The following is a 25,503-nucleotide window of genomic DNA, read 5'->3' as shown; positions in this document are numbered from 1 at the left end:
CGGCGCGCGTCAGGTGTCCGGTCGGCGTGCGTCAGGTGCGGACTTCCAGGAGGGGGACGAGTTGTTCGACCGGGGTCATGGAGCCATGCATGCCGACCATGGCTGATTCGCGCGGTTCGTTCTGGCTCGCGATGATCACCATGTCGGCGTGTGCGGCGGCCACCACGTCACCGATTCTGCCCCGCACCCGGTCGTCGACGTGCGGCCCGAACCACCCGGCGGCGATCGCCTCCTCGCGGCCGGCCACCCACATCTGCTCGCCGACCACCTCGCGCCAGACCGCGAGCACGTCGTCGGCCGCGCCCGGATGCGCGTACACGTGGCGGCAGCGGCCCTCGCCGCCCAGCAGCCGTACGCCCGCGCTCAGTTCCCAGTCCTCGTCGAAGTCGACGCGGGACTCCGGGTCGAACGGGATGTCGATCATGCCGTGGTCGGCGGTGATGTACAGGGCCGAGCGCGGCGGCAGTTGTTCGGCGAGCCGCTCCGCGAGCCGGTCGACGTACATGAGCTGGCCGCGCCAGGCGTCGGAGTCGACGCCGTAGCGGTGGCCCTTGCCGTCGACCTCCGAGTAGTACGTGTAGACCAGCGACCGGTCGCCGGCGGCCAGCTGCTCGGCGGCGAGGTCCATGCGGTCCTCACCGGAGAGCCGGCCGTGAAACGTGCCGCCGCTGAGTGCGATCTCGGTGAGCGGGGTGCGCTCGAAGTTCGGCGCGGAGACCTGGCAGGTGTGAATGCCCGCCGCGTGCGCCTGCTGGAAGACCGTGGGGTACGGCTGCCAGGCGTACGGGTCCGTCCACGGCTGCCAGCGGAGCTGGTTCATCAGCGCGCCGGTGTCCGGGTCCTGGCAGGTGTACCCGGCCAGGCCGTGCACGCCGGGCGGCAGCCCCGTGCCGACCGAGGCCAGCGACGTGGCCGTGGTGGAGGGGAAACAGGCCGTCATGGGCCGCCCGGTGCCGTTCATGGACGTGCCGAGCAGCGAGGTCAGGAAGGGCGCCTCGTCCGGGTGGGCGCGCAGCAGCTCCCAGCCCAGGCCGTCGATCAGGAAGACGCAGGCGCGGTCGGCGGACGCCAGCTCCAGGCCCGTCGGATTCCCATGCGTCAGGCCCTGGCCCGCGGTGATGGCGGGCAGGAGGTCGGCGAGGGCACCCGTGCCGTACTGGGGCACCGGCGCGGTGGCGAAGTCCAGCGGCTCGGGCCAGGCGGACGCCGGATCCACGGCGTAACCCGCCATCAGCGGGCGGCCGAGGCGGCGGTGGCTTCGGAAAGCGCCTGGGCGAAGGCGAGCGTCTGCCGGACGGTGTCCGGGCCGTCGCCGGCCTCGCTGACCCGCAGCGAGAGGTCGTCGGCCGTGGAGGAGCCGGTGTAGCCGTGGTCGGCCTCGCAGTTCGGGTCGCCGCAGCTCGCGGGCTCCAGGTCGAGCCGGGCGACGGCGCCCCAGCCGATGGTCAGCACGACCTCGCGGGGAAGCTGCCCCGGAGTGTAGGACTCCGGGTTGGCCACGACGCGGCTGAGCACGACGGAGGAGATCCGGCCGAGCTTCACCGACTCGGTGGAGGTCGTGGCGTACGGCGTCGGCGACGTGGCGTCCGCGGCCTGCTCGTCGGTGTGGCTGACGATGAAGCGGGTGCCGGTGAGGACCAGCACCGTGACGTGGCGGCGCACTTCGTTCGCGTCGAAGGTCGTCTCCTGGTGGACCAGGTACGACACCACCGGCTCGCCGCCCACTGCGGCCTGCACCGCCTCGGCCACGAGTGCCGGGTAATAGCCGCTGCGCTCGATCGCCGCGCGCAGCCCCTGGGTCGTCGTACCGGTCTTAGCCATGCCGTCCATCCTACGGGGCGCCGGGGCCGCCACGGGCCGCAGGCGGCGGGCCGGGGCTCAGTACACGGGGAGGCGGCGGGGGCCGAGGTCGGTGGTGGCCGGGGGCCGGGCGAGGCGTACGGAGGCGCCGAGGACGGCGAGGCCCTGGGGGGCGACGACGACGGGTTCCAGGTCGATGCCGACGACCTCGGGGTGGTCGTCGACGAGCCGGGAGACGCGCAGCAGCAGTTCTTCCAGCGCGGCGCTGTCCACGGGCTGGGAGCCGCGCCACCCGAAGAGCAGCGGCGCGCTCCGGATGGAGCGGATCTGCTCGGCGACGTCCCGGTCGGTGGCGGGGACGAGGCGGTGTGCCATGTCGCCGAGGAGCTGGGAGGGGGCGCCGGCCAGCCCGAAGGAGAGGACGGCGCCGGCCGCCGGGTCGATGGAGGCGCGGATCACCGTGTCCACGCCGCGCGGCACCATCGCCTGCACCACCGGGCGCAGCTCCTCGGGCTTCCCGAGGAAGTCGGTCAGCTCTTCGTAGGCGCGGCGCAGGGCGCGTTCTCCGGGGAGGTCGAGGCGCACGCCCCCGAGGTCGGCGCGGTGCCTCAGGTGAGGTGCGGTGGTCTTCAGGGCGACGGGATAGCCCAGGGCCTCGGCGGCGCGCACGGCGGTGTCCGGGTCGGGTGCGGGGAGCGCGGCGCGGACGCGGATGCCGTACCGGCCGAGCAGGGCGGCGGCCTCGTCGGCGGGCAGCGCCACGGAGCGGTGCGGCTCGGCATCGTCGGTGAGCTCGTCCAGGAGCCGTTCGATGTCGGAGCCGGCTGCGGCCTCCTGGATGTCCTCGTACTCGGGGACCTTGCCCGGTACGGCGGACTCGCGGCGCCAGGCGGCGTACCGGACGGCCTCGGCGAGGGAGCGTACGGCCCGCTCGGCGGCGGGGTAGGCGGGGATGCGGGGCGGGCCGGCGGGGCGCGCTTCCGGCGCTTCTGAGGCGCCCTGGGCGGCTTCCGGCGTGTCCGTGGTCCCCGGCTCCGCCGTCGCCCCTGTCGTCCCCGAGAGCGCCCCCGCCAGCTCCTCCATGGCCAGGTGGACGACGGTGACGGGCTTGGCGGGTCCCTCGGCGGCTGCCTCGCGCAGGGCCTGGGCGAGGGCGGCGATCTCCTCCGGGTCCGCGCTGCTGCCCTCGGCGACCCAGGGGATGGCGGTGAGGACGACCGCGTCGATGCGGTCGTTGGCCAGGGCCCGGGCAAGCGCCGCGCGGAATTCGGCGGTCGTGGCGGCGAAGGGCAGCACATGGGGGCGCTGCGGGCGCAGCCCTTCGGTGAGGCACGCGTCGTACGCGAGGAGGGCGAGCGCTTCGGAATTGCCGAGGATCGCCACCCGGGGGCCGGCGGGCAGCGGCTGGGAGGCGAGCAGCAGCCCCGCGTCGATCAGCTCGGTGACCGTGCCGACGCGGATGACGCCGGCCTGCCGCATGAGCGCGGAGACCGTGGCGTCGGGGACGCGGGTGGTGGGGACGGTGTGGCCGAGCGGGACGGTGCCGCTGTGCCGGGCGCCCTTGACGACCACGACGGGCTTGGCGGCGGCGGTGCGGCGGGCGAGCCGGGTGAACTTGCGGGGGTTGCCGATCGACTCCAGGTACAGCAGCGCGACATCGGTGTCGGGGTCCTCGTACCAGTACTGGAGCAGATCGTTGCCGGAGACGTCGGCGCGGTTGCCGGCCGATACGAAGGTGGAGACGCCGGCGATCGCGCCGTCCCCGGGACCGCGCTCCTGGAGGGCGGCCAGCAGACCGATGCCGATCGCGCCGGACTGGGTGAACAGGCCGACGCGGCCCGCGCCGGGCAGCCGGGGCGAGAGGGAGGCGTTGAGGCGGACGGCGGGCGCGGTGTTGATCAGCCCGAAGGCGTTCGGGCCGACCAGCCGCATACCGTACGAGCGGGCCTGGCGCAGCAGTGCGCGCTGCTTCTCGCGTCCTTCGGGGCCGGCCTCCGCGTAACCGGAGGTGAGGATGACCAGTCCCTGTACGCCGTGCTCGCCGCAGTCGCGCACGACATCGGGGACGTGCGCGGCGGGCACGGCGACGACGGCCAGGTCGACGGGTCCGGGGATCTCGCGGAGAGAGCGGTAGGCCGGTACGCCCTCCGGGTCCAGCGTGCTGCCGCCTTCGGGGAAGGCGTGGTTGACGGCGTACGTGTGGCCGGTGAAGCCGGAGTCGAGGATGTTGCGGAGGGCCGCGCGGCCGACGCCTCCGGGGGCGCGCCCCGTGCCGATGACGGCGACCGACCCGGGGGCGAGCAGCCGCTGTACGGAGCGGGCCTCGGCGCGGTGCTCGCGGCCGCGCATGACGGCAACGGACTGTTCGGTGGGCTCCAGGTCGAATTCGAGGCGGACGACGCCGTCTTCGAAGGTGCGCTTCTGGGTGTACCCGGCGTCCGTGAACACCTTGATCATCTTGGTGTTGGCGGGCAGCACTTCGGCGACGAAGCGACGGATGCCGCGCTCGCGGGCGACCGCTGCGGCGTGCTCCATGAGCGTGGAGGCCACGCCGCGGCCCTGATGCGCGTCCTGCACGAGGAAGGCGACCTCGGCCTGGTCGGCGTCGGGGCCGGTGGCGGGCCGGCCGTCGGCGTTGATGCGGTCGTACCGGACGGTGGCGATCATCTCGCCGCCCACGAAGGCGGCGAGCCCGACCCGGTCCACGTAGTCGTGGTGGGTGAAGCGGTGCACGTCGCGGTCGGAGAGCCGGGGGTAGGGCGCGAAGAACCGGTAGTACTTCGACTCGTCGGAGACCTGCTCGTAGAAGGAGACCAGGCGTTCCGCGTCGTCCGGGGTGATGGGGCGGATCCGGGCGGTGCCGCCGTCACGCAGCACCACGTCGGCTTCCCAGTGGGCGGGGTAGGCGGCGGCATCCGACGGCGTCTCCATGCGGACAGCGTACGACCGTGTGCGTATCCGGGGGCGGACCGAAGTGCCCGGAAGCACCCCGGATACGACCGTACGTACCCCGGAGCGGGACCGTGCGTACGACCGGGTCTCAGCATGCGTACAGCCTGGGCGTGACGCAGGCTGGGACTTCTAGGATCCGAGCTCTCACGGGGGCTGGGCACACCGGACCACCGGTGCCCCCGTGAGAGACTGGTCTAGACAACTTTCCCTACTCGAAGGGCAACACCATGGCTGAGCGCCGCGTCAATGTCGGATGGGCCGAGGGTCTGCACGCCCGCCCCGCCTCGATCTTCGTCCGTGCGGCCACCGCTTCCGGCGTACCGGTCACGATCGCCAAGGGCGACGGCAACCCCGTCAACGCCGCCTCGATGCTCGCGGTCCTGGGCCTGGGCGCCCAGGGCGGCGAGGAGATCGTGCTGGCTTCGGACGCCGACGGCGCCGACGCCGCGCTGGACCGCCTGGCGAAGCTCGTCTCCGAGGGCCTCGAGGAGCTCCCGGAGACGGTCTGACCCTTCGGGCAGGCCGGCGGCCGCACACCGCCCGGTTCCGCTGTCACGGCCCCGCCACGGTGACCCGCATACGGGTCACGGGCGGGGCCGTTCGCATTGCCGCAGGACGTCGGGAGCCATCGGAGAGGCCGCACCGGTGGCACGGAATTCACGCTTTCCCCTTCGGCCGGGACCCGGCACAAAAGACGGCCGGGACTCGACGCAAAAGACATTCGGGCGCGCGTAAAAAGAATTCGGGCACGGCCGAGCAGGGGTACGGAATTCCCCAGGAGTTGTATACGGCAGCGGTGTTAATTCCGCACGCGCGCCGTGTTTACGGGCTGTTTCGCTTCCCTCACCGCCGGTGCGGGACGGCGCAGCCGGTGGGCGGGCAGCGCGTGCTCCACATGCGCGGCGGTCAGTGCGCGGGCGCGCTCGGCATCGCCGCGCGCCACCGCGTCCACGATCGCGCCGTGCTCCTGCCAGGACCGGTCCGCCTCGCCCGGTGACGGCTGGTCCAGGTCGATCGCGTACACCCAGTCGATCTTGCGGCGCACCTGGGTGAGCAGCGCCGTCATGCTCGGGCTGCCGGACGCCTGGGCGAGCGTCTCGTGGAACCAGCCGTCCAGTTGCCGCAGGTCGGCGGCGTTGCCGTGGCGGGCTCTCGCGCGCCCCAGGCGGACCAGGCCGCGCAGTACCTTCAGGTGGGCGGCGGAGCGGCGGGCCGCGGCGCGGGCGGCCCCGAGAGGCTCCAGGAGGAGGCGGATGTCCAGGAGGTCGGCGGCCTCCTGCTCGGTCGGCTCGGCGACGCACGCGCCCGCGTGCCGCCGCGTCGTCACGAAGCCCTCGGACTCCAGCGTGCGCAGCGCTTCCCTCACGGGGACGCGGGAGACGCCGTACCGGGAGGCGAGCAGTTCCTCGATCAGCCGGGAGCCGGGCGGGAACGTTCCGGAGACGATGTCGTCGCGAATCGCCGTGCAGACCGCATGCGCCGAAATGTTCCCTCGCATCGTCCGTGCCTCCGCCGTAATCCTCTGGAAACGCCGTCCGGGCGGCGCCTTTTCCGTGACTCTATGACACCGGACCGGCATTTCCGATGGCCGTCACGAATTCATGGATATTTTTTGGCCAAAGGGCGGGAGTTCCGGGGAGCCGGGGGCGGGAGCGTATACGGAGACGCCGAAGCCCCGGCCGGGGGCCGGGGCTTCGGGTGGTACGCAGGGAGCGCCGTACGTTGCTCAGACGTTGACGCCGTGCGAGCGCAGGTACGCGACCGGGTCGATGTCCGAGCCGTAGTCCGGGCCGGTGCGCGCCTCGAAGTGCAGGTGCGGACCGGTGGTGTTGCCGGTGTTGCCGGACAGCCCGATCTGCTGGTTCGCGGAGACCTTCTGGCCGACCGAGACGCCGATGGACGACAGGTGGCCGTACTGGGTGTAGGTGCCGTCGTCCATCTTCAGGACGATGTTGTTGCCGTAGGCACCGCCCCAGCCGGCCTCGACGACGGTGCCCGCGCCGACGGCGTGGACGGCGGTGCCGGAGGCGGCGTGGAAGTCGATGCCGGAGTGGCTGCCGGAGGACCACAGGCCGCTGGACGCCTTGTACGGCGTGGAGACGTAGCTGCCGGCGATCGGCGCGACGAAGCCGCTGGAGCTGAGGGTGGTGCGGGCGTCGGAGCGCGAGGCGCGCTTCTCCGCCGCCTTCTTCTTGGCGGCGGCCTTCTTCTCGGCGGCCTCGGCGGCGGCCTTGCGCTGGGCCTCCTGGGCCTTCTTCTTGGCGGCCTCGGCGCTCTTGACGGCGGCGTCCTCGACCTGCGCACGGGCGGCGGCGACCTCGGCGGCCTCCTCCTGCGCGTCGGCCTGCGCGACGATGTTGTCGGCGACCCGGTCACCGGTGTCGGCGATCGCGCGAGTCAGGCCGGTGTCGGTGGCGGCCGGGTCCTCGTTCGCGGCCAGCGCCGGGGAGGCGATGGAGACGACGACGCCGGTCGCGGCGGCTATGCCGGCGATATTGCGGGTGGTCCGGGCAGCACGGCCGGGGCGGCGGTGCTTGCCGGTGGCACGGGTGAACGCCATGACCGGCGCACTCCTTTCCTTCCTTCTCGCCTACCGGGTTAGCTGACGGGTTCGGAGCAGGAAGGTCTCCTACGGCGGCCTCCGGGGAGGACGCCGATTCACCCCAAGGGGACATGTGGGTCCCCGGCTCCCCTGGCTCGCGCCGTACGGGGACTCGGCGATGACTGTCCGGCGGCCGCGGGCGCGGCGCACTTCTGACGAACAGCCGGACCGACGCTAAAGGGGACATCTCGCGATCAGCAAACAGAATCGGGAGTTTGTGCCGGACGCCACACGCGAGGGAGGCAACCGCCTACAGCATTCCGGACAAAACCGAAGATCCCGGGCCGCTTTAGCGACCCGGGACCCTTTATGTCCTGCTATGTAAGCGGTGTTGGCACGGTTCACGTCACCCTGTGACGGCACCGGTACGGCGCGTTCCGGCCCGTCCTTACGCCGTAGCGCGCAGGTGAATTCACCACCGCAACCGCCGTGGCCGGCGCCGGTCCGTGACCGCCGCCGGCCCGCTCCGCATCAGCCCGTGACGACCGACACCTCACCGATGCCCAGCTTCCGCACCGGCTCCGCGATCTGCGCGGCGTCGCCCACCAGGACCGTGACGAGCCGGTCCACCGGGAAGGCGTTGACCGCGGCGGCGGTCGCCTCGACCGTGCCGGTCTCGGCCATGCGCCGGTACAGCTCCGACTGGAAGTCGTCGGGGAGGTGCTGCTCGACCTGGTCGGCCAGCGTCCCGGCGACGGCCGCGGCCGTCTCGTACTTCAGCGGCGCCACGCCGACGAGATTCTGCACCGCCACGTCGCGCTCGGCGTCGGTCAGGCCCTCGGCGGCCAGCGTCCGCAGCACCTTCCACAGGTCCTCCAGCGCCGGACCCGTGGACTCCGTGTCCACCGAACCGCTTATGGCGAGCATCGCGGCACCCGTCCCGTCACTGGAGGAACGCAGCACCTGCCCGAAGGCCCGTACGCCGTAGGTGTAGCCCTTCTCCTCACGCAGCACGCGGTCCAGGCGGGAGGTGAGCGTGCCGCCCAGGCAGTACGTGCCGAGCACCTGGGCCGGCCAGACGCGGTCGTGCCGGTCGGCGCCGATGCGGCCGATCAGGAGCTGCGTCTGGACGGCGCCGGGGCGGTCGACGATGACCACACGGCCCCTGTCGTCGGCCGTGATGGGCGAGGCGGCCACCGGCTCGGCGGTGGAGCCGGTCCAGGCGCCGAGGGTGTCCTCCAGCGCCGCGTCGAGGTCCACCCCGGTGAAGTCGCCGACGACGACGGCGGTGGCCGTGGCGGGGCGTACGTGCGCCTCGTAGAAGGCGCGGACCGCGGCGGCGTCGATGCGCGCCACCGTCTCCTCGGTGCCCTGGCGGGGCCGGGACATCCGGGAGGTGGCCGGGAACAGCTCCTTGGAGAGGGCCATCGCGGCGCGCCGGGCAGGGTTCGCCAGCTCGTGCGGGATCTCGTCCAGGCGGTTGCGCACCAGGCGCTCCACCTCGCTGTCCGGGAAGGCCGGGGCGCGCAGGGCGTCAGCGAGCAGGCCGAGCGCCTTGACCAGGCGGGAGGCCGGCACCTCGAGGGAGACACGGAGACCGGGGTGGTCCGCGTGCGCGTCCAGCGTGGCGCCGCAGCGCTCCAGCTCGGCGGCGAACTCCTCAGCGTCGTGCTTGTCGGTGCCCTCGGAGAACGCCCGCGCCATGATCGTGGCGACGCCGTCCAGGCCCTCGGGCTCGGCGTCCAGCGGCGCGACGAGGTTGATCTCGACGGCCACGACCTGCTGGCCCGGGCGGTCGGCGCGCAGCACCGTCAGGCCGTTGCCGAGCGCGCTGCGCACCGGAGCCGGGAACGCCCACGGCTTCGGCTGCCCGGCCTGCGGCTGCGGGTGGAAGGTCATGGTCGGGGTCACGGCGTCGGTCACTGGGCCGCCTCCTCGGTCTTGGTCTCGGTCTCGTTCTGGACGGCGGCCGCGGCGGGCTCCGGCTCTCCGGCGGCCGCGGCCTCGGCGGGCCGGGACGGCTCGTAGACCAGCACCGCGCGGTTGTCGGGGCGCAGCCGGGCCGCGGCAACCGCCTTGACCTCCTCCGGGGTGATGTCCAGAAGGCGCTGTACGGCGTTCAGCGCGAGCTGCGGGTCGCCGAACAGCACCGCGTACCGGGCCAGTTCGTCCGCGCGCCCGGCGACCGTCTCCAGGCGGTCCAGCCACTCGCGCTCCAACTGGGCCTGCGCGCGCTCCATCTCCTCGGCGGTCGGGCCCTCCTCGGCGAAGCGCTTCAGCTCCTCGTCCACGGCCCGCTCGATGGCGGACACCTCCACGCCGGCCGACGTCTTGGCGTCCAGCCAGCCCAGCGAGGGCGCGCCCGCCAGGCGCAGCAGGCCGAAGCCCGCCGCGACGGCGCTGCGGTCGCGGCGCACCAGGCGGTTGTAGAGCCGGGAGGACTCGCCACCACCCAGGATCGTCAACGCGACGTCCGCGGCATCAGCCTCACGGGTGCCGTCGTGCGGCAGCCGGTACGCCGCCATGAGGGCGCGCGAGGGAACCTCTTCGTGCACGACCTCGCGCAGCTCCTTGCCCATGATCTCGGGCAGCGAGCCGTCCCGCGGCGGCTGCTTGCCGTCGTGGCCGGGGATGGACCCGAAGTACTTCTCCACCCAGGCGAGCGTCTGCTCGGGGTCGATGTCGCCCACGATGGACAGCACGGCGTTGTTGGGCGCGTAGTACGTGCGGAAGAAGTTCCGCGCGTCCTCCAGGGAGGCGGCGTCCAGGTCGGCCATGGACCCGATGGGCGTGTGGTGGTACGGGTGGCCCTCGGGGTAGGCCATCGCCGTCAGCTTCTCGAACGCGGTGCCGTACGGCACGTTGTCGTACCGCTGGCGGCGCTCGTTCTTCACCACGTCGCGCTGGTTCTCCAGCGACTCCTCGTCCAGTGCGGCCAGCAGCGAACCCATCCGGTCCGCCTCCAGCCACAGGGCGAGCTCCAGCTGGTGCGCCGGCATGGTCTCGAAGTAGTTCGTGCGCTCGAAGCTCGTGGTGCCGTTGAGCGAGCCGCCGGCGCCCTGCACCAGCTCGAAGTGACCGTTGCCCTTGACCTGCGCCGACCCTTGGAACATCAGGTGCTCGAAGAGGTGCGCGAGGCCCGTGCGGCCCTTCACCTCGTGGCGGGAGCCGACGTCGTACCACAGGCAGACCGCCGCGACGGGGGTCAGGTGGTCCTCCGAGAGCACCACGCGCAGGCCATTGGCCAGCCGGTGCTCGGTCGCTGTCAGGCCGCCGGAGCCGGCTTGTTCTGTGGCCGTGTGACCCATGGGCATGTACGTCCCTTCGATCCGCTTGCGAGGAAGTTCTGTCACTGTATGCAAGCGCGCCGACATCTGGCGAAGTTCCCGCCCGGCACCCCCGCCGGAAGGAGATTCCCCGGATCGGGGTGCTCCGCACCTGCGTTCCGCTCTGGTGTTCGCCGCCTGTCGCGCGGTTTCCGGACACTTGGCGGCCGTCGTTCGCGGGGCTCCGGAGGCGGGCCGCGGCCGGTGCGCAGGGGCGTTACGGACGGGTCGCGGTCGGCGATGTCAGTGCGGCGGTCCACAATGGTCCGCGACAGGTTCGGCCGTTGAGCGCGACGGAGCACGGCAGATCCCGGCAGACTCAGCCGTCGGGCCTGCCCCGGCAGGGGACGCGAGCACCGCGCCGACCTGCCGGTCCAGCAGACGCCGTAGCCGTAAGCGAAGCAGAGTTCGAGCGAAGGAGCCGCAGCCGCGATGGCCCGCCGCAGCACGAAGACCCCGCCGTCAGGGGGCACACCGGAGCCCCAGGACTTCGAGGAGCGGATCCTCGACATCGACGTCGTCGATGAGATGCAGGGTTCCTTCCTGGAGTACGCGTATTCGGTCATCTACTCGCGCGCCCTGCCCGACGCACGCGACGGCCTCAAGCCCGTACACCGCCGCATCCTGTACCAAATGAACGAGATGGGCCTGCGCCCCGATCGCGGATACGTGAAGTGCGCCCGCGTCGTCGGCGAGGTCATGGGTAAGCTCCACCCGCACGGCGACGCGTCGATCTACGACGCGCTGGTGCGCATGGCGCAGCCCTTCTCCATGCGGCTGCCGCTGGTCGACGGCCACGGCAACTTCGGTTCGCTGGGGAACGACGACCCGCCGGCGGCCATGCGGTACACCGAGTGCCGGATGGACTCCGCGACATCCCTGATGACGGAGTCCATCGACGAGGACACCGTCGACTTCCAACCGAACTACGACGGCCAGGAGCAGGAGCCCGTCGCCCTCCCGGCGGCGTATCCGAACCTCCTTGTCAACGGCGCCTCCGGCATCGCGGTGGGCATGGCGACGAACATGCCGCCGCACAACCTCGGCGAGGTCATCGCCGCCGCCCGGCACCTCATCAAGCACCCGAACGCCGATCTCGAAACGCTGATGCGGTACGTCCCGGGCCCCGACCTGCCCACGGGCGGCCGCATCGTCGGCCTCGGCGGTGTCCGGGACGCGTACGAGAAGGGCCGCGGCAGCTTCAAGATCCGCGCCACCGTCTCGGTCGAGAACGTCACGGCGCGCCGCAAGGGCCTGGTCGTCACCGAACTGCCCTTCACGGTCGGCCCCGAGAAGGTCATCTCCAAGATCAAGGACCTGGTCGGCTCGAAGAAGCTGCAGGGCATCGCGGACGTCAAGGACCTCACCGACCGCGAGCACGGCCTCCGCCTGGTCATCGAGATCAAGAACGGCTTCAACCCCGAAGCCGTCCTGGAGACGCTGTACAAGCTCACTCCCATGGAGGAGTCCTTCGGCATCAACAACGTCGCGCTGGTCGACGGCCAGCCGCTGACGCTGGGCCTGAAGGAGCTCCTGGAGGTCTATGTCGACCACCGCTTCACGGTCGTACGGCGGCGGAGCGAGTTCCGCCGCGGCAAGAAGCGCGACCGCCTCCACCTCGTCGAGGGCCTGCTCACCGCGCTGGTCGACATCGACGAGGTCATCCGCCTCATCCGCTCCAGCGAGAACAGCGCGGAGGCCAAGCAGCGGCTGATCGAGCGCTTCGGGCTGAGCGACATCCAGACGCAGTACATCCTCGACACCCCGCTGCGCCGCCTCACCAAGTTCGACCGCATCGAGCTGGAGTCCGAGCGCGACACCCTCCGCGCCGACATCGAGAAGCTGACCAAGATCCTCGATTCCGACGCCGAGCTGCGCAAGCTGGTCTCCTCCGAACTGGCCTCGGTCGCCAAGAAGTACGGCAGCGAGCGCCGCACGGTCCTGCTGGAGTCCTCCGGCGCGGCCGCGGCCGCCGCGGTGCCGCTGGAGGTCGCCGACGACCCCTGCCGCGTCCTGCTGTCCTCCACGGGGCTGCTGGCGCGTACGGCGGGCGGCGAGGGCTCCTTCGACACCGACGCCAAGCGCGCCAAGCACGACGTCATCGTCTCCGCCGTCCCGGCCACGGCACGCGCCGAGGTCGGCGCGGTCACCTCCGCCGGGCGGCTGCTGCGGCTATCGGTCATCGACCTGCCGCAATTGCCGGAGACGGCCGCCACCCCCAGCCTGTCCGGCGGCGCGAAGATTTCCGAGTTCCTCACCCTCGACGACGGCGAGGAGCTGGTCTGCCTGACCACCCTCGACGAATCCTCACCCGGCCTCGCCCTCGGCACGGAACAGGGCGTGGTCAAGAGAGTGGTGCCGGACTACCCGGCCAACAAGGAGGAGTTGGAGGTCATCTCCCTCAGGGACGGTGACCGCGTCGTCGGCGCCGTCGAGCTGCGTACCGGCGAGGAGGACCTGGTCTTCATCAGCGACGAGGCCCAACTGCTCCGCTACCCGGCCGCGCAGGTACGTCCGCAGGGCCGCGCCGCCGGCGGCATGGCCGGCATCAAGCTCGCCGCCGGCGCGAAGGTCATCTCCTTCACCGCCGTCGACCCGGCCGCCGACGCGGTGGTCTTCACCGTCTCCGGCTCGCACGGCACGCTGGACGACTCCATCAGCACCGCCAAGCTCACTCCCTTCGATCAGTACCCGCGCAAGGGCCGGGCGACCGGCGGCGTCCGCTGCCAGCGCTTCCTGAAGGGCGAGGACCATCTCACCCTGGCCTGGGCCGGCGCCGCCCCGGCCCGCGCCGCGGACGCCAAGGGCAGCCCGGTACCGCTCCCGGACCCGGACCCGCGCCGCGACGGCTCGGGCATTCCGCTCACGAAGCGGGTGGCCACGGTGGCGGGGCCGGTTTAGGGACGTTTTCCCGAGTGAGGCGCCGTCCGGCAGGGGGGGCGCCTCCGTCCTGGCCCGGTTCTCGGCGCCGTACGCACTTCGGTGGCGTGCGGCGCCGGGGTCCGGGGGCTTGGTGTTCGTGGCTCGGGCTGTCGCTTATGCCTCCGCCGCGTGTACCTCTACGCCTCCTCCGCGGGCGCCTCTGCTGTGAATTCCTCCCTGACGTCCGCCGCGAATGCCTCGTCCTCCTCCGTCGCATCCGGTTCCTCGTCGGACGCGATGGACGGTACGTACCTCAGCACTCCCCACATCGTGTGCGGGTCGGTCTCCTCGGGCGCGGTGTCGCGGCAGGCGTCCAGCTCCTTCCGCAGCGCCGGCGCGTCGATACCGGACCCGATGAGCACGAGCTGCGTCAGCCGCTCCTCCCCCTCGGCCCACGCTCCGGGGTAGAACCGCAGAAAACCACCCACCGCGTGCACGGTGAACTTCTGTCCGCTCCCCTCCACACCGAAGTGCACGAACCCCTTGATGCGGTACAGCCCGGCAGGCCGCGCGTCCAGGAACTCCATCAACCGCCGTGGGTGCATCGGCTCGGCCGAGGTGAACTCCACGGTGTCGTATCCGGCGTGCAGATGACGCCGGTGCCCGTATCGGTGTCCGTGTCCCTCACAGCTCTCGCCGTCGGCACTCCCCTCATGCGCCGCACACTCCTCGTGCGCGGCGTGCTCGTGTTCCTCGTGCTCGGCCTCCTCCCTGAGCAGGTCCTCGAAGGAGAGCTGTCCCTCGGCCACGCCTTCCCGGGGCCGGCGCTCGAAGAGCAGCTCCGGATCGATGCGCCCGTACGTCGCGGGCACGACGGGCGTACCGGGCGCCAGCTCACCGAGGGTGCCCAGCAGCTCCGCCCGCTGCGCGTCGCCGATCCGGTCGGCCTTGTTGAGGACCACCAGGTCCGCGATGCCCAGGTGCCGGTCCAGCTCCGGGTGGCGGGCGCGCGTGCCCTCGAACTCCGCCGCGTCGACCACCTCGACCAGCCCGCCGTACACGATCCGGTCGCTCTCGCTCGCCAGGATCATCCGGATGAGCTCTTGCGGCTCGGCCAGGCCGCTGGCTTCGATGACGATGACGTCGATGTGGGAGGAGGGGCGCGCCAGCCGCTCCAGATACGTGTCCAGCTCGCTCGTGTCGACCGCGCAGCACAGGCAGCCGTTCCCCAGCGACACCATCGAGTCGACCTGGCCCGCGACCAGCATCGCGTCGATCTCGATCGCCCCGAAGTCGTTGACGACCGCTCCGATCCGGGTGCCACCGCTCCGGCTCAGCAGGTGATTGAGCAGGGTGGTCTTGCCGGACCCGAGGAACCCGGCGAGCACGACGACCGGGATCTGCCGCGGCACGGAGTCCCCGGCGGTCGGGACCGAGTCCGGAGCCGGGCCCGGGATCGGGGGCGGGATCGAGGTCGGGGCCGGGCCCGCCGCCTCCCGGACGGCCGCCTGCTCCCGGGCATTCCGGGCACGGGTGGCCGCGGCCGGAGTGGCCGGGCCAGGAGTGGCCGCGTGCTGCGTACTGGTCAAGGGGGCGCCTCCAGCGTGTCCGGTCGGTCCGCGTACGCCTGCCAGCCTCGGCCGCGGCGTACATCGATCGAGCGTGGCGGGCACGGACCCGGCAGGCAGCGGTCGCTACGGAGCGGACTGCTGTCCGGAAGACCTGGACGATCTTCAGGCCCGTCGCCTGTTCCAGGATATTGGCGCCCCGTCCGGCTCCCGCGCCACGCCGATCCTCGCCGGATGCGCGGCAGGCATCGGCTCCACCGGCAGGCTGCCCGGCAGGGGACCGACGGCGGAGGAAATGCGAAGCACTCCGGCGAGGACAGGCCATTGCCGCCCCGCCACCCGTCGGCGCCGCGGTCCTCAGGTTAGGCTCACCTATGTGAGTACCTGCGCAACCGCTTCCCGCACAGCGGCCGAACCCCTGGCCGGCACGGCGGCCACCGCCCGGACCTGGCTGCTCGTCGAGCAGAGCGGCCCCTGGGGTGCCCAAGCACTCACCGACAGCCATCTCGACCCGGCCGTCGGCCGTGCCCTGGAGGCAGCCGCCGCGGACACCGGCGTACGCGTCGCCCTGATCCGCCGTCCCGGCCGGCACGCCGACCGCGGGGCGAACACGCCGCGCCGGGTCTTCCTCGCGCACACCGCCCCCGGCCGCTCCTGGATCCGCACGGCACGGATCGCCGACCCCGGCACGCTCCTCCACCTGGACTTCGCGGCGCTGGGCGCGGGCGCACACGGCGGTCTCTGGGAGCCGTACACGGGCCGGCCGCCGGTCCTGGTGTGCACCAACGGCAAGCGCGACCGCTGCTGTGCCGTGCTGGGCCGGCCGCTCGCCGCGGAGCTTGCGGCGGACGGCATGGAGGCGTGGGAGGTCACGCACATCGGTGGTCATCGCTTCTCCCCCACGCTCTTCGTGCTGCCGTACGGATACGCATACGGCCGGGCGGAGGCGCCGCTCGTCCAGGACGCCGTCGTCGCGGCGCGCGAGGGCCGGGTGGTCACCGACCACTGCCGCGGCCGCTCCACCTGGGACCGCCCGGCGCAGGCCGCCGACCTCGCGGTCCGCGATCTGATCGGCGAGGACCGCGCCGACGCCCTCGACGTCACCGGGACCGAGGGCCACTCCTCCGGCGAGGGCACGCCTCCCTCCTGGACCCTCACGCTCGCCCACGCCGACGGCCGCGCCTGGCGCGTCACCGTCGAGCAGCGCGCCGGCGACACCGCCGCCCCGGCCAGCTGCGGAGCCTCCGCCATCCCTCCGGCGCTCATGTCCGTCACAGACATCACTGCGCTCACCCCCGTCATCGCCGCCACATGATCGTCACGTTCTGTGACCACGACTGAAGATTAGAACGATTCCGCCCGGCCGCGGCCGCCTGTGGATAACTTTCGGCGGGGCCGTCGGCGAGCGCGCGGGCCCGGCGATTACCCGAGCCACCGCCACCCCGCTTACTGTTCGTTCGTATGGGCGACAACGGCGAGGAGAGGGCGAGCGGGCCCGGCACGGCCGGTGAGCCGCGCGGCGGCGGCCGGCCCCGGCTGCGGCTGCGCTGGCCGCGCCGCGTGTTCGCGCAGGTCCTGCTCGTGCAGCTCGCCATCGCCGCCGGTGTGACCGCGCTGGCGACCGGCCTCTTCCTCGCGCCGCTCAGCGCACAGCTCGATGACCAGGCCATGCGCCGCGCCCTGGCCATCGCGCAGACCACCGCCGCCCAGCCGCGCCTGGACGACGCGCTGGAGGCGTCCCGCCCCTCCCCCGGCGGCCCGGTCCAGGCGGCCGCCGAGCGGATCCGCCGGGCCACCGGCGCCGAGTACATCGTGATCATGGACGAGCACGGCGTGCGCTGGTCGCACACCGACCCGGACGAGATCGGCCGGCACGTCTCCACCGACCCCAGCGCCGCCCTCTCCGGCCGGGAGGTCATGCAGATCGACGAGGGCACCCTCGGCCGCTCGGCACGGGGCAAGGTCCCGCTGCGGAACGACCACGGCAGCATCGTCGGTGCCGTCTCGGTCGGCATCGCGTACGAGAGCGTGCAGCAACGGCTGCTGTCGACCGTGCCCGACCTGCTGGCGTACGCGGGCGGCGCGCTCGCCGTGGGCGCGCTGGCCGCGTACCTCGTCGCGCGCCGGCTCCAGCGCCGCACCCACGACCTGGCCTTCTCCGACATCTCCGCGCTGCTCGCCGAGCGCGAGGCCATGCTGCACGGGATCCGCGAGGGGTTCGTCGCGCTGGACCGGCACGGGCGCATCCGGCTGATGAACGACGAGGCGCAGCGGCTGCTCGACCTGCGTACGGAGGACACCGGCCGCCCCCTGGACACCGTGCTGCCGCCGGGCCGGACGACGGACGTGCTGGCGGGCCGGGCCTCCGGCGCCGACCTGCTCACCGTCAGCGGACAGCGGGTCCTGGTGGCCAACCGGATGCCGACCGACGACGGCGGCGCCGTGGTCACCCTGCGGGACCGTACGGAGCTGGAGCGACTGGGCCGCGAGCTGGACGGTACGCGGGGGCTGATCGATGCGTTGCGCGCCCAGGACCACGAGCACGCCAACCGGCTGCACACCCTCCTCGGGCTGCTGGAACTGGGGCTGTACGAGGAAGCGGTGGAGTTCGTGACGCACGCGGTCGGCGTGCACCGGGCGACCGCCGAGCAGGTCACCGAGCGCGTGCACGACCCGTTGCTGGCGGCGCTGCTGGTGGGGAAGGCGACCGTCGCCGCCGAGCGCGGCGTCTCGCTGAGCATCGCGCCGGCGACCCGGCTGCCGGACCGGGTGGTCGACCCGCACGGCCTCGTCACGGTGGTCGGCAATCTGGTCGACAACGCGCTGGACGCGGCGGCCGGCGGGCGGGACGGACAGGTCGAGGTGGAGGTGCGCGCCGAGGGCCGCACGGCGACCGTGCGGGTCAGCGACAACGGCCCCGGTGTGCCGCGCGAACGGCGCCAGGAGATCTTCACGGAGGGCTGGACGACGAAGGAGCCGCCGGCACACGGGCAGCGCGGTATCGGGCTGGTCCTCGTGCGGCGGCTGGCCGAGCGCTACGGGGGCGGCGCCGAGGTGGACGACCGGCCGGGCGGCGGCGCACGGTTCACCGTGACGCTCCCCGACGCGCTCGCGGACGCCCTGTCCGAGACGCATGTCTCCGGTGTGGGCGGGGAAACGCTGCCGGATCATCTCGGGGGTGCCCGATGATCGATGTACTCGTTGTCGACGACGACGTCCGGGTGGCCGGGATCAACGCGGCGTACGTGGCGAAGATCGCCGGTTTCCGGGTCGTCGCGCAGGCGCACACCGCCGCCGAGGCGCTGGCCGTACTGGAGAGCACTGCCGTCGACCTCGTCCTGCTGGACCACTACCTCCCGGACGAGACGGGCCTGCAGCTCGTGGCCCGGCTGCGGCAGCGCGGCCTGCACACGGACGTGATCATGGTGACGGCGGCGCGCGACGTCGCCACCGTACGGGCCGCGATGCGGCACGGCGCGCTCCAGTACCTGGTGAAGCCGTTCACATTCGCCGGGCTGCGTTCGAAGCTGGAGGGGTACGCGGCGCTGCGCCGGACCTTCGAGGTCGGCGGGCAGGCCGAACAGTCCGAGGTGGACCGGATCTTCGGGGCGCTGGGGGCCGCCAACGCCGGTCCGGCCGAGCTGCCCAAAGGGCACTCGACGGCGACGGCCGACCGCGTACGGTCCGTCCTGCGCTCCGCCGAGACCCCGTTGTCGGCCCAGGAAGTGGCCCGGCGGGCCGGCCTCAGCCGGCAGACCGCACAGCGGTACCTGAAGCTCCTGGAGCGGGCCGGCCGGGTCAAGCTGACGCTCCGGTACGGCGAGACGGGCCGGCCGGAGCACCGGTACGACTGGGTCTGAGCCGGGCGCGTTACGCCGCCCCCGCGCCCGTCAGCGCCCGTACCTCCGTCTCCGCATGGCGGGCAGCCGCGTCCGGCGCCTCCGCAGAGGTGACCGTACCGAGCCAGCCGAACAGGAAACCCAGCGGGATGGAGACGAGGCCGGGGTTCTCCAGGGGGAAGAGCTGGAAGTCCAGGCCGGGGAAGATCGCCGCGGAACTCCCGGAGACGATCGGTGAAAGCACCACGAGGACGAGCGCGGGGAGCAGCCCTCCATAGACGGACCACACGGCGCCCCGGGTGGTGAAGCGGCGCCAGAAGAGGGCGTAGAGCAGCACGGGGAGATTCGCCGAAGCGGCGACCGCGAAGGCGAGGCCGACGAGGAAGGCGACGTTGAGATCCTGGGCGAGCAGGGCGAGGCCGATGGCCACCGCCCCGACGCAGGCCGCGGCGATCCGGGCGACGGCGACCTCTCGGGAGGCCGCGCCTCGCTCCGGGGAAGCCGCGCCCCGTTCGGCGCGGCCGCCGCGCCGCAGCGCGCCGTACAGGTCGTGCGCGACCGAGGCCGAGGAGGCGAGGGTGATGCCCGCGACGACGGCCAGGATCGTGGCGAAGGCGACCGCCGCGACCACGGCGAAAAGGATCGTTCCGCCAGTGGAGTCGGGGCCGCCTCCCAGGTCGAGGGCGAGCAGCGGTACGGCGGTGTTGCCGGCCGGGTTGGCGGCCCGCACGGCGTCGGTCCCGAGGACGGCCGCCGCTCCGAAGCCGAGCACGATCGTCATCAGGTAGAAGCCGCCGATGAGCCCGATGGACCACACCACGGAGCGGCGGGCCGCGCGGGCGGTGGGCACGGTGTAGAAGCGCGACAGGATGTGCGGCAGCCCCGCGGTACCGAGGACCAGCGCGAGCCCGAGGCTCAGGAAGTCCAGCCGGGCAGTCCAGCTGCCGCCGTACTTGAGGCCGGGGGCGAGGAAGTCCGCGCCGTGTCCGCTCCGTTGCGCCGCGGCGGTGAGCAGCGTGCCGGGGTCCGCGTGGAAGCGGAGCAGCACGAGGACGGTCAGGGCGATGGCGCCGCCCATGAGGAGCACGGCCTTGATGATCTGGATCCAGGTCGTGGCCCGCATGCCGCCGCAGATGACGTAGAAGACCATCAGGGCGCCGACACCGACGACCGTCCATGTACGGGCCGCTTGACCCGTCCCGCCGAGCAGCAGGGCAACCAGGCTGCCCGCGCCGACCATCTGGGCGACGAGGTAGAGCACGGAGACGGTGACGGACGAGACGCCTGCGGCGATCCGGACGGGGCGGCGGCGCATACGGGCGGCGACCACGTCGGCGAGGGTGAAGCGGCCGCAGTTGCGCACCAGTTCCGCGACGAGGAAGAGCACGAGGAGCCAGGCGACGAGGAAGCCCACGGAGTACAGCAGGCCGTCGTACCCGAAGAGGGCGATGAGACCGGAGATACCGAGGAAGGACGCCGCCGACATGTAGTCACCGGCGATGGCGAAACCGTTCTCCAGGGGCGAGAAGAGCCGGCCCCCCGCGTAGAACTCCTCTGCGGAACCGTGCCGTCGGCGGCCGGCCCAGGCCGTGACCGCGAGGGTCGCGGCCACGAAGACGCTGAAGAGGACGAGGGTCAGGATCTGGTGGTCATCGGTCGCCGCGGAGGCGGCGAGGGCGGACAGGCTGCCGGTCAACGGATGTTTCCCCCTGTCATCTCCTGGGTCTCCCACCGCAGGTCGAGCGCGGCCCGGTCCCGGCGCAGCCGGGCGTGGCGGGCGTACGCCCAGGTGAGGACGAAGGTCGTGACGAACTGCCCGAGTCCGGCGAGCATGGCGACGTTGAGCGGGCCCATCACCTGGCGGGCCATCAGGCCGGGCGCGGTCACGGCCGCGATGACGTACGCGAGGTACCAGGTCAGGAAGAGGGCCGTGGCGGGCACGACGAAGCTGCGGTAGCGGCGGCGCACTTCCTGGAAGGCGGCGCTGCGCTGGACGGTGAGATACACATCGGCGTGCGTCGGCTCCCCGGGTGCGTCCGCGCGCTGCGCCGGGAGGGTCGGCCACGACAGGTCGGGGCCGTCCTCCGCCGCGGCGCCGACCGTCCCGTGCTCCGTATCGTCCGCATCCGGCCGCCCGGCCGCCCGCTGCGCCGGCACACCGCCGTCCTCCTGTCCGGCCGCTCCCTGATCGCCCCGTCCGGAGGCGGGGGTGTCGTACCAGGGGGCGTCGAGCCGTACGGCTCCGGCCGGGCGGCCGTCGTGCTTCTCCACCGGGCATCTCCTTGTTCCGCGGCCTGTCTGGCCGTGCGCCCAAGGATGGACAGACGCGGTGGTTCCCGGACATCCATTGCGAATCCTTCACCCCATCAGGTGACGGACCAACCGGGAGGTTTCCCGGCCTTGCCGTGCGCTGACAGGGGCGGTGCCACCCACCCGGGTCAACCCGGGGGCTGAGCGATCCCGTGCCGGTACGCGTAGTGAATGGCCTGCGCCTGGTCGCGGAGCCCGGCATTGGCGAAGAGGTTGTCGACGTGGGTTTTCCCCGTCGCGGTGGAGACGCCGCACCTGCGGCGAGAGCCCCGCCCGGCCGGACATGGCGTCCTCGACGGCCCGTACGATCTCGTCGCCGTCGGCGTCCTTCGTGAGGGACCCACGGGCGCCCGCCTGGAGGGCCGTCCACCCAGGGGTGGACGGCCCTCGTACGGCAGCGCGGATCAGGTGTCGATGCGCGAGCGGTCCAGGGACGCGGCGGAGTCGGTGATGAACCCCTTGCGCGGCGCGACCTCATTGCCCATGAGCAGGTCGAACGCCTTCTCGGCGGCCTCGAGGTCGCTGATGTTGATCCGGCGCAGGGTGCGGTGGCGCGGGTCCATCGTGGTCTCGGCGAGCTGGTCGGCGTCCATCTCGCCCAGGCCCTTGTAGCGCTGGATGCTGTCCTTGAAACGGACGTTCTTGCGCTGGAGTTCCAGCAGGGTCTGCCGCAGCTCGTTGTCCGAGTACGTGTAGATGTACTTGTCCTGGCCCTTCTTGGGGTTGATCAGCTCCACACGGTGCAGCGGCGGCACGGCGGAGAAGACCCGGCCCTGTTCGATCATCGGGCGCATGTACCGCTGGAAGAGCGTGAGCAGCAGCGTACGGATGTGCGCGCCGTCGACATCGGCGTCGGCGAGGAAGATGACCTTGCCGTAACGGGCCGCGTCGATGTCGAAGGTGCGGCCCGAACCGGCCCCTATGACCTGGATGATCGCGCCGCATTCGGCGTTCTTCAGCATGTCCGAGACGGAGGACTTCTGAACGTTCAGGATCTTTCCGCGGATCGGCAGCAGCGCCTGGAACTCGGAATTGCGCGCCAGCTTGGCCGTACCGAGCGCCGAGTCGCCCTCGACGATGAACAGTTCGCTGCGGTCCACGTTGTCGCTGCGGCAGTCCGCGAGCTTCGCGGGCAGCGAGGAGGACTCCAGCGCGGTCTTCCTGCGCTGCGCCTCCTTGTGCTGCCGGGCGGCGATGCGCGTACGGGCGGCCGCGACGGCCTTGTCCAGTACGGCGCGGGCCTGCGCCTTCGCGTCGCGCTTGGTGGAGGTCAGGAACGCCTTGAGCTCCTTGGCCACCACGTTGGCGACGATGCGGTTGGCCGCCGACGTGCCGAGTACTTCCTTGGTCTGGCCCTCGAACTGGGGCTCGGCCAGTCTTACGGTGACGACCGCCGTGAGCCCTTCGAGGGCGTCGTCCTTGACGATGTCGTCCTCGGCGACGCGCAGCAGCTTGGACGAGCGCAGCACTTCATTGACCGTCTTGGTCACGGAACGTTCGAAGCCGCTGACGTGGGTGCCGCCCTTCGGGGTGGCGATGATGTTCACGAACGACTTGACGGTCGTGTCGTACCCGGTGCCCCAGCGCAGCGCGATGTCCACGCCCAGCTCGCGGGTGACCTCGGTGGGCGTCATGTGCCCGCGGTCGTCCAGGACCGGCACCGTCTCCTTGAAGGTGCCCTGCCCCGAGAGGCGCAGCACGTCACAGACGGCCTTGTCCTGGGCGAGGTACTCGCAGAACTCGCTGATGCCGCCGTCGTAGTGGAAGGTCTCCTCGCTCGGCCCCTCGCTCTCGATGCCGCGCTCGTCCCGTACGACCAGCGTGAGGCCGGGCACGAGGAAGGCGGTCTGGCGGGCGCGGGCGTGCAGCGTCTCCAGGGAGAGCCTGGCGTCCTTCAGGAAGATCTGGCGGTCCGCCCAGTAGCGCACCCGGGTGCCCGTGCGGGTCTTCGGGATGCGCTTGCCCTTGACGAGACCGCCGGTGGGGTCGAAGGGGGCCTCGGGGCCCGACTCGGTGAAGATTCCGGGGACGCCGCGCCGGAAGCTGATGGAGTGGGTCTTGGAGTTGCGGTCGACCTCGACGTCCAGGCGGGCGGAGAGGGCGTTGACCACGGAGGCACCGACACCGTGCAGGCCGCCGGAGGCCGCGTAGGAGCCGCCGCCGAACTTGCCGCCGGCGTGCAGCTTGGTCATGACGACCTCGACGCCGCTGAGGCCGGTTTTGGGCTCGACGTCGACGGGAATGCCGCGGCCGTTGTCCCGGACCTCCACGGAGCCGTCCTCGTGCAGGACGACCTCGATGCGGTCGCAGTAGCCGCCCAGCGCCTCGTCGACGGAGTTGTCGATGATTTCCCACAGGCAGTGCATCAGGCCGCGGCTGTCGGTGGACCCGATGTACATGCCGGGGCGCTTGCGGACGGCCTCCAGGCCCTCCAGGACGAGCAGATGCCGCGCGGTGTAGTTGGATCCGTCCCGGTCTGCCCCGGTCAGCACGGCGGTGGACGGCACGGACATCTCGGCGGTCACGCGGTTCGCTCCTCGCTGAATTTCTGGTGGTCCGCATTCCGCGGACCCTGTATGTGGCGGTGTCGCCGGTCAGAGGGTACCGAGGCCAGGTAGAGCCGATGTGACGCCACCCGTAAGCGGGCCCATGCTAGTAGAGTTTCGTTCGTACGTTCTATTCCTCGTGTGGGTGACGTGAACATCACGTTCCCTTCGAGGCATGAACCATTTAGGCTCCGGGCACGTCCTCATCAACGACCGGCAACCCAGCCGGGAGGACAGGCCCGACCGACACTTGAATCAGACCACCACGCACTACGGCTCATTCGCCGCCACCCGGCAGCACCCGGCCACCTCGGAAAAAAATTTCGAGGAAAAGCCACGAGCGGGAACGTTTTCGGCCTGGTTGGATGTTGACCCTGGTACGACAGCTCGTCGAGCTAGAGAAGAGGCGACGTGACTACTGTTCTGACCCCCGCGAGCCCGCTGACGGCCGCTGACCGCTGCGACCGCTGCGGCGCACAGGCATACCTGCGCGTCGTCCTGATGTCCGGCGGCGAACTGCTCTTCTGCGCCCACCACGGGCGCAAGTTCGAGCCAGAACTCAAGAAGATCGCCGCGGAGATACAGGACGAGACGGAGCGGCTGACCGCCTCTCCGGCGTCTGCGTCCGATGAGGAACGCTGACACATCGCACCGACGACGAGCGAGTAGCGGCTACGAGCCGTGCGCGGGCGGTTTCACCCGGTACCCACCCGGGGAGACCGCCCACACTCGTACTCGCACCGGTGTCCTTCGGCGTCCGGCCTTCGTGATCCGTCACGAGGACCGGTACGCCCCGTCCGACACTTCCCCCTGATCCGACACTGCCCCCGCAGAGGGTCTCCCTGGGCGCTGTGCCGCTCTCGAGCCGCTTCCCCGCCCAAGGACCCCAGTCGCCCGGCGCGGCCGCTCTCAGCCGCCCTGGGCCATCACCGCCTGCGTGGCGGCCGAGACGCGCGTGTAGACGCCCGGCTTTCCCGGCTCCCCGCAGCCGGTGCCCCAGGAGACCAGCCCCACGAGCTGCCCGTTCGCCACGAGCGGTCCACCGCTGTCCCCCTGGCAGGCGTCGTGCCCGCCCTGCTGGGTGCCCGCGCAGAGCATCGAGGCGCCGTCGTACGTGCCGTCCACGCTCTTCGGGTACGCGCGCTTGCAGGCCGAGTCCTGCATGACCTGCACCCGTGCCGCGCGCAGTACCGACGAATACGTACCGTTGCCGGTCGTATCGCCCCAGCCGTAGACCGAGGCGCCCGTGCCCGGCTGGTACGAGCGGTCGCCCAGGCCGGCCATCGGCAGCGCGTAATTGCTCGGCACCATGCCGCGCAGCTTCACGATGGCGAAGTCCCCCGCGTTCGTCGTGGCGTCGTACGCGGGATTGATCCAGACCTTGCTCGTCGCCATCTCCCTGCCCGCACGGCTGCGCAGGTCGGTGCGGCCGACGATCACCCGTAGGTCCTTGACCTGGTCCGGGGACGCGCCCAGCACGTCCTTGCCCATGCAGTGCGCCGCCGTGAGCACCGTCGAGGGCCCCACGAGTACGCCCCCGCAGAACTGCCCGGAGCGTTCGTTCCCGAAGCGCTCGCGGCTCGCCAGCGCGACGACCCAGGGGCTGGAGGAGCTCTGCACCTGCCGTCCCCCGACGATGACGCTGTCGGCGGCAGCCGGCCCCGGCACTCCGAGTGCGGCGACGGCCGGCGCGATGGCGGCGAGGACCGTGGTGACAGCGCGGGTGCGGATGCCCATACCGACTCCTGACTCTGGGGG

Annotated in this window: 18 protein-coding genes, 1 pseudogene and 1 riboswitch; of the genes and pseudogenes, 6 read left to right on the top strand and 13 right to left on the bottom strand. The window is 71.9% G+C overall.

Annotated elements, in window-relative coordinates; translation table 11 throughout:
• Positions 1 to 31: 31 nt before the first annotated feature.
• The 3 genes from IG84_RS0117040 to IG84_RS0117030 are packed head-to-tail and all read right to left on the bottom strand — an operon-like array spanning position 32 to position 4,731.
• The gene (locus tag IG84_RS0117040) at positions 32 to 1,231 is read right to left on the bottom strand and encodes an alkaline phosphatase family protein (protein ID WP_031057465.1); all 1,200 of its coding nucleotides are present in this window, start codon (positions 1,229 to 1,231) and stop codon (positions 32 to 34) included.
• Positions 1,231 to 1,821: a DUF5998 family protein gene (locus IG84_RS0117035; RefSeq protein ID WP_030260834.1), complete on the bottom strand. Its 591-nt coding sequence runs from the start codon at positions 1,819 to 1,821 to the stop codon at positions 1,231 to 1,233. The genes IG84_RS0117040 and IG84_RS0117035 overlap by 1 nt, the downstream gene beginning before the upstream one ends.
• A gap of 57 nt (positions 1,822 to 1,878) precedes the next feature.
• Positions 1,879 to 4,731: a bifunctional acetate--CoA ligase family protein/GNAT family N-acetyltransferase gene (locus IG84_RS0117030; protein ID WP_031057461.1), complete on the bottom strand. Its 2,853-nt coding sequence runs from the start codon at positions 4,729 to 4,731 to the stop codon at positions 1,879 to 1,881.
• A 248-nt stretch (positions 4,732 to 4,979) separates the two neighbouring features.
• On the opposite strand from IG84_RS0117030, the gene IG84_RS0117025 reads away from it, so the two are divergent.
• Positions 4,980 to 5,261, top strand: a complete 282-nt coding sequence (locus tag IG84_RS0117025) for an HPr family phosphocarrier protein (protein ID WP_030260828.1) — start codon at positions 4,980 to 4,982, stop codon at positions 5,259 to 5,261.
• Positions 5,262 to 5,551: 290 nt separating this feature from the next.
• Here the strand turns inward: IG84_RS0117025 and IG84_RS0117020 are convergent, their stop codons facing one another.
• The 4 genes from IG84_RS0117020 to IG84_RS0117005 form a co-directional block, all read right to left on the bottom strand.
• Entirely contained in the window at positions 5,552 to 6,250 is a 699-nt protein-coding gene (locus IG84_RS0117020; RefSeq protein WP_031057458.1) for a GntR family transcriptional regulator, read from the bottom strand.
• 228 nt (positions 6,251 to 6,478) lie between these two features.
• Entirely contained in the window at positions 6,479 to 7,312 is an 834-nt protein-coding gene (locus IG84_RS0117015) for a M23 family metallopeptidase (RefSeq protein ID WP_031057455.1), read from the bottom strand.
• A 13-nt stretch (positions 7,313 to 7,325) separates the two neighbouring features.
• A riboswitch (cyclic di-AMP (ydaO/yuaA leader) is annotated at positions 7,326 to 7,482 on the bottom strand.
• 343 nt (positions 7,483 to 7,825) lie between these two features.
• Positions 7,826 to 9,193 (bottom strand): M16 family metallopeptidase, encoded by a 1,368-nt coding sequence (locus IG84_RS0117010; protein WP_107053902.1) that lies wholly within the window; start codon positions 9,191 to 9,193, stop codon positions 7,826 to 7,828.
• A gap of 20 nt (positions 9,194 to 9,213) precedes the next feature.
• Positions 9,214 to 10,602 carry a M16 family metallopeptidase gene (locus IG84_RS0117005; RefSeq protein ID WP_037800389.1) on the bottom strand — a complete coding sequence of 463 codons (1,389 nt, stop codon included), beginning with the start codon at positions 10,600 to 10,602 and terminating at the stop codon, positions 9,214 to 9,216.
• A 450-nt stretch (positions 10,603 to 11,052) separates the two neighbouring features.
• Here IG84_RS0117005 and IG84_RS0117000 point away from each other — a divergent pair, with 450 nt between their 5' ends.
• Entirely contained in the window at positions 11,053 to 13,521 is a 2,469-nt protein-coding gene (locus IG84_RS0117000; protein WP_031057448.1) for a DNA gyrase/topoisomerase IV subunit A, read from the top strand.
• Between the two features lie 158 nt (positions 13,522 to 13,679).
• Here the strand turns inward: IG84_RS0117000 and IG84_RS0116995 are convergent, their stop codons facing one another.
• A complete protein-coding gene (locus IG84_RS0116995; protein WP_078648926.1) occupies positions 13,680 to 14,894 on the bottom strand; it encodes a CobW family GTP-binding protein in 1,215 nt (404 codons plus the stop codon).
• A gap of 532 nt (positions 14,895 to 15,426) precedes the next feature.
• On the opposite strand from IG84_RS0116995, the gene IG84_RS0116990 reads away from it, so the two are divergent.
• From IG84_RS0116990 to IG84_RS0116980, 3 genes are all read left to right on the top strand, one after another.
• Positions 15,427 to 16,365, top strand: coding sequence for a ferredoxin family protein (locus tag IG84_RS0116990; RefSeq protein WP_031057441.1), 939 nt, complete (start codon positions 15,427 to 15,429; stop codon positions 16,363 to 16,365).
• A 146-nt stretch (positions 16,366 to 16,511) separates the two neighbouring features.
• On the top strand, positions 16,512 to 18,239 hold the full coding sequence (locus IG84_RS0116985; RefSeq protein WP_078648914.1) for an ATP-binding protein: 1,728 nt from the start codon (positions 16,512 to 16,514) through the stop codon (positions 18,237 to 18,239).
• A complete protein-coding gene (locus IG84_RS0116980; protein ID WP_031057435.1) occupies positions 18,236 to 18,910 on the top strand; it encodes a DUF7342 family protein in 675 nt (224 codons plus the stop codon). The genes IG84_RS0116985 and IG84_RS0116980 overlap by 4 nt, the downstream gene beginning before the upstream one ends.
• A 10-nt stretch (positions 18,911 to 18,920) precedes the next feature.
• Here IG84_RS0116980 and IG84_RS0116975 read toward each other — a convergent pair whose 3' ends face one another.
• The 4 genes and pseudogenes from IG84_RS0116975 to IG84_RS0116965 all read right to left on the bottom strand — a co-directional run bounded on the left by IG84_RS0116975 (position 18,921) and on the right by IG84_RS0116965 (position 23,724).
• Positions 18,921 to 20,585: a solute symporter family protein gene (locus IG84_RS0116975; RefSeq protein ID WP_245659378.1), complete on the bottom strand. Its 1,665-nt coding sequence runs from the start codon at positions 20,583 to 20,585 to the stop codon at positions 18,921 to 18,923.
• Positions 20,582 to 21,160 (bottom strand): DUF485 domain-containing protein, encoded by a 579-nt coding sequence (locus tag IG84_RS0116970; RefSeq protein WP_031057430.1) that lies wholly within the window; start codon positions 21,158 to 21,160, stop codon positions 20,582 to 20,584. Before IG84_RS0116970 ends, IG84_RS0116975 begins: the two co-directional genes overlap by 4 nt.
• 167 nt (positions 21,161 to 21,327) lie before the next feature.
• Positions 21,328 to 21,562: pseudogene (locus IG84_RS42255) on the bottom strand (DNA-binding response regulator); the annotation flags it as partial.
• Between the two features lie 41 nt (positions 21,563 to 21,603).
• Positions 21,604 to 23,724, bottom strand: a complete 2,121-nt coding sequence (locus IG84_RS0116965) for a DNA gyrase/topoisomerase IV subunit B (RefSeq protein WP_031057427.1) — start codon at positions 23,722 to 23,724, stop codon at positions 21,604 to 21,606.
• Positions 23,725 to 24,156: 432 nt separating this feature from the next.
• Between IG84_RS0116965 and IG84_RS0116960 the strand changes: the two genes are divergently transcribed.
• Positions 24,157 to 24,387: a DUF7455 domain-containing protein gene (locus tag IG84_RS0116960; RefSeq protein ID WP_003981845.1), complete on the top strand. Its 231-nt coding sequence runs from the start codon at positions 24,157 to 24,159 to the stop codon at positions 24,385 to 24,387.
• 267 nt (positions 24,388 to 24,654) lie between these two features.
• On the opposite strand, the gene IG84_RS0116955 is transcribed toward IG84_RS0116960, so the two are convergent.
• Positions 24,655 to 25,482: a S1 family serine peptidase gene (locus tag IG84_RS0116955; RefSeq protein ID WP_031057425.1), complete on the bottom strand. Its 828-nt coding sequence runs from the start codon at positions 25,480 to 25,482 to the stop codon at positions 24,655 to 24,657.
• Positions 25,483 to 25,503 lie beyond the last annotated feature (21 nt).

The organism is Streptomyces ochraceiscleroticus, assembly GCF_000720485.1.
GTDB lineage: Bacteria > Actinomycetota > Actinomycetes > Streptomycetales > Streptomycetaceae > Streptomyces > Streptomyces ochraceiscleroticus.
The sequence above is the reverse complement of the archived record's forward strand: the minus strand, read 5'-3'. Positions and strand labels throughout refer to the sequence as shown.

Bases quoted from the DNA above. Each gene is read 5' to 3' on its own strand.
- IG84_RS0117035 (WP_030260834.1), bottom strand. From the start codon at position 1,821: ATGGCTAAGACCGGTACGACGACCCAGGGGCTGCGCGCGGCGATCGAG.
- IG84_RS0116985 (WP_078648914.1), top strand. From the start codon at position 16,512: ATGGGCGACAACGGCGAGGAGAGGGCGAGCGGGCCCGGCACGGCCGGT.
- IG84_RS0116955 (WP_031057425.1), bottom strand. From the start codon at position 25,482: ATGGGCATCCGCACCCGCGCTGTCACCACGGTCCTCGCCGCCATCGCG.
- IG84_RS0117005 (WP_037800389.1), bottom strand. From the start codon at position 10,602: ATGGGTCACACGGCCACAGAACAAGCCGGCTCCGGCGGCCTGACAGCG.
- IG84_RS0117020 (WP_031057458.1), bottom strand. From the start codon at position 6,250: ATGCGAGGGAACATTTCGGCGCATGCGGTCTGCACGGCGATTCGCGAC.
- IG84_RS0117000 (WP_031057448.1), top strand. From the start codon at position 11,053: ATGGCCCGCCGCAGCACGAAGACCCCGCCGTCAGGGGGCACACCGGAG.
- IG84_RS0117010 (WP_107053902.1), bottom strand. From the start codon at position 9,193: ATGACCTTCCACCCGCAGCCGCAGGCCGGGCAGCCGAAGCCGTGGGCG.
- IG84_RS0117040 (WP_031057465.1), bottom strand. From the start codon at position 1,231: ATGGCGGGTTACGCCGTGGATCCGGCGTCCGCCTGGCCCGAGCCGCTG.
- IG84_RS0116980 (WP_031057435.1), top strand. From the start codon at position 18,236: ATGATCGATGTACTCGTTGTCGACGACGACGTCCGGGTGGCCGGGATC.
- IG84_RS0117025 (WP_030260828.1), top strand. From the start codon at position 4,980: ATGGCTGAGCGCCGCGTCAATGTCGGATGGGCCGAGGGTCTGCACGCC.
- IG84_RS0117015 (WP_031057455.1), bottom strand. From the start codon at position 7,312: ATGGCGTTCACCCGTGCCACCGGCAAGCACCGCCGCCCCGGCCGTGCT.
- IG84_RS0117030 (WP_031057461.1), bottom strand. From the start codon at position 4,731: ATGGAGACGCCGTCGGATGCCGCCGCCTACCCCGCCCACTGGGAAGCC.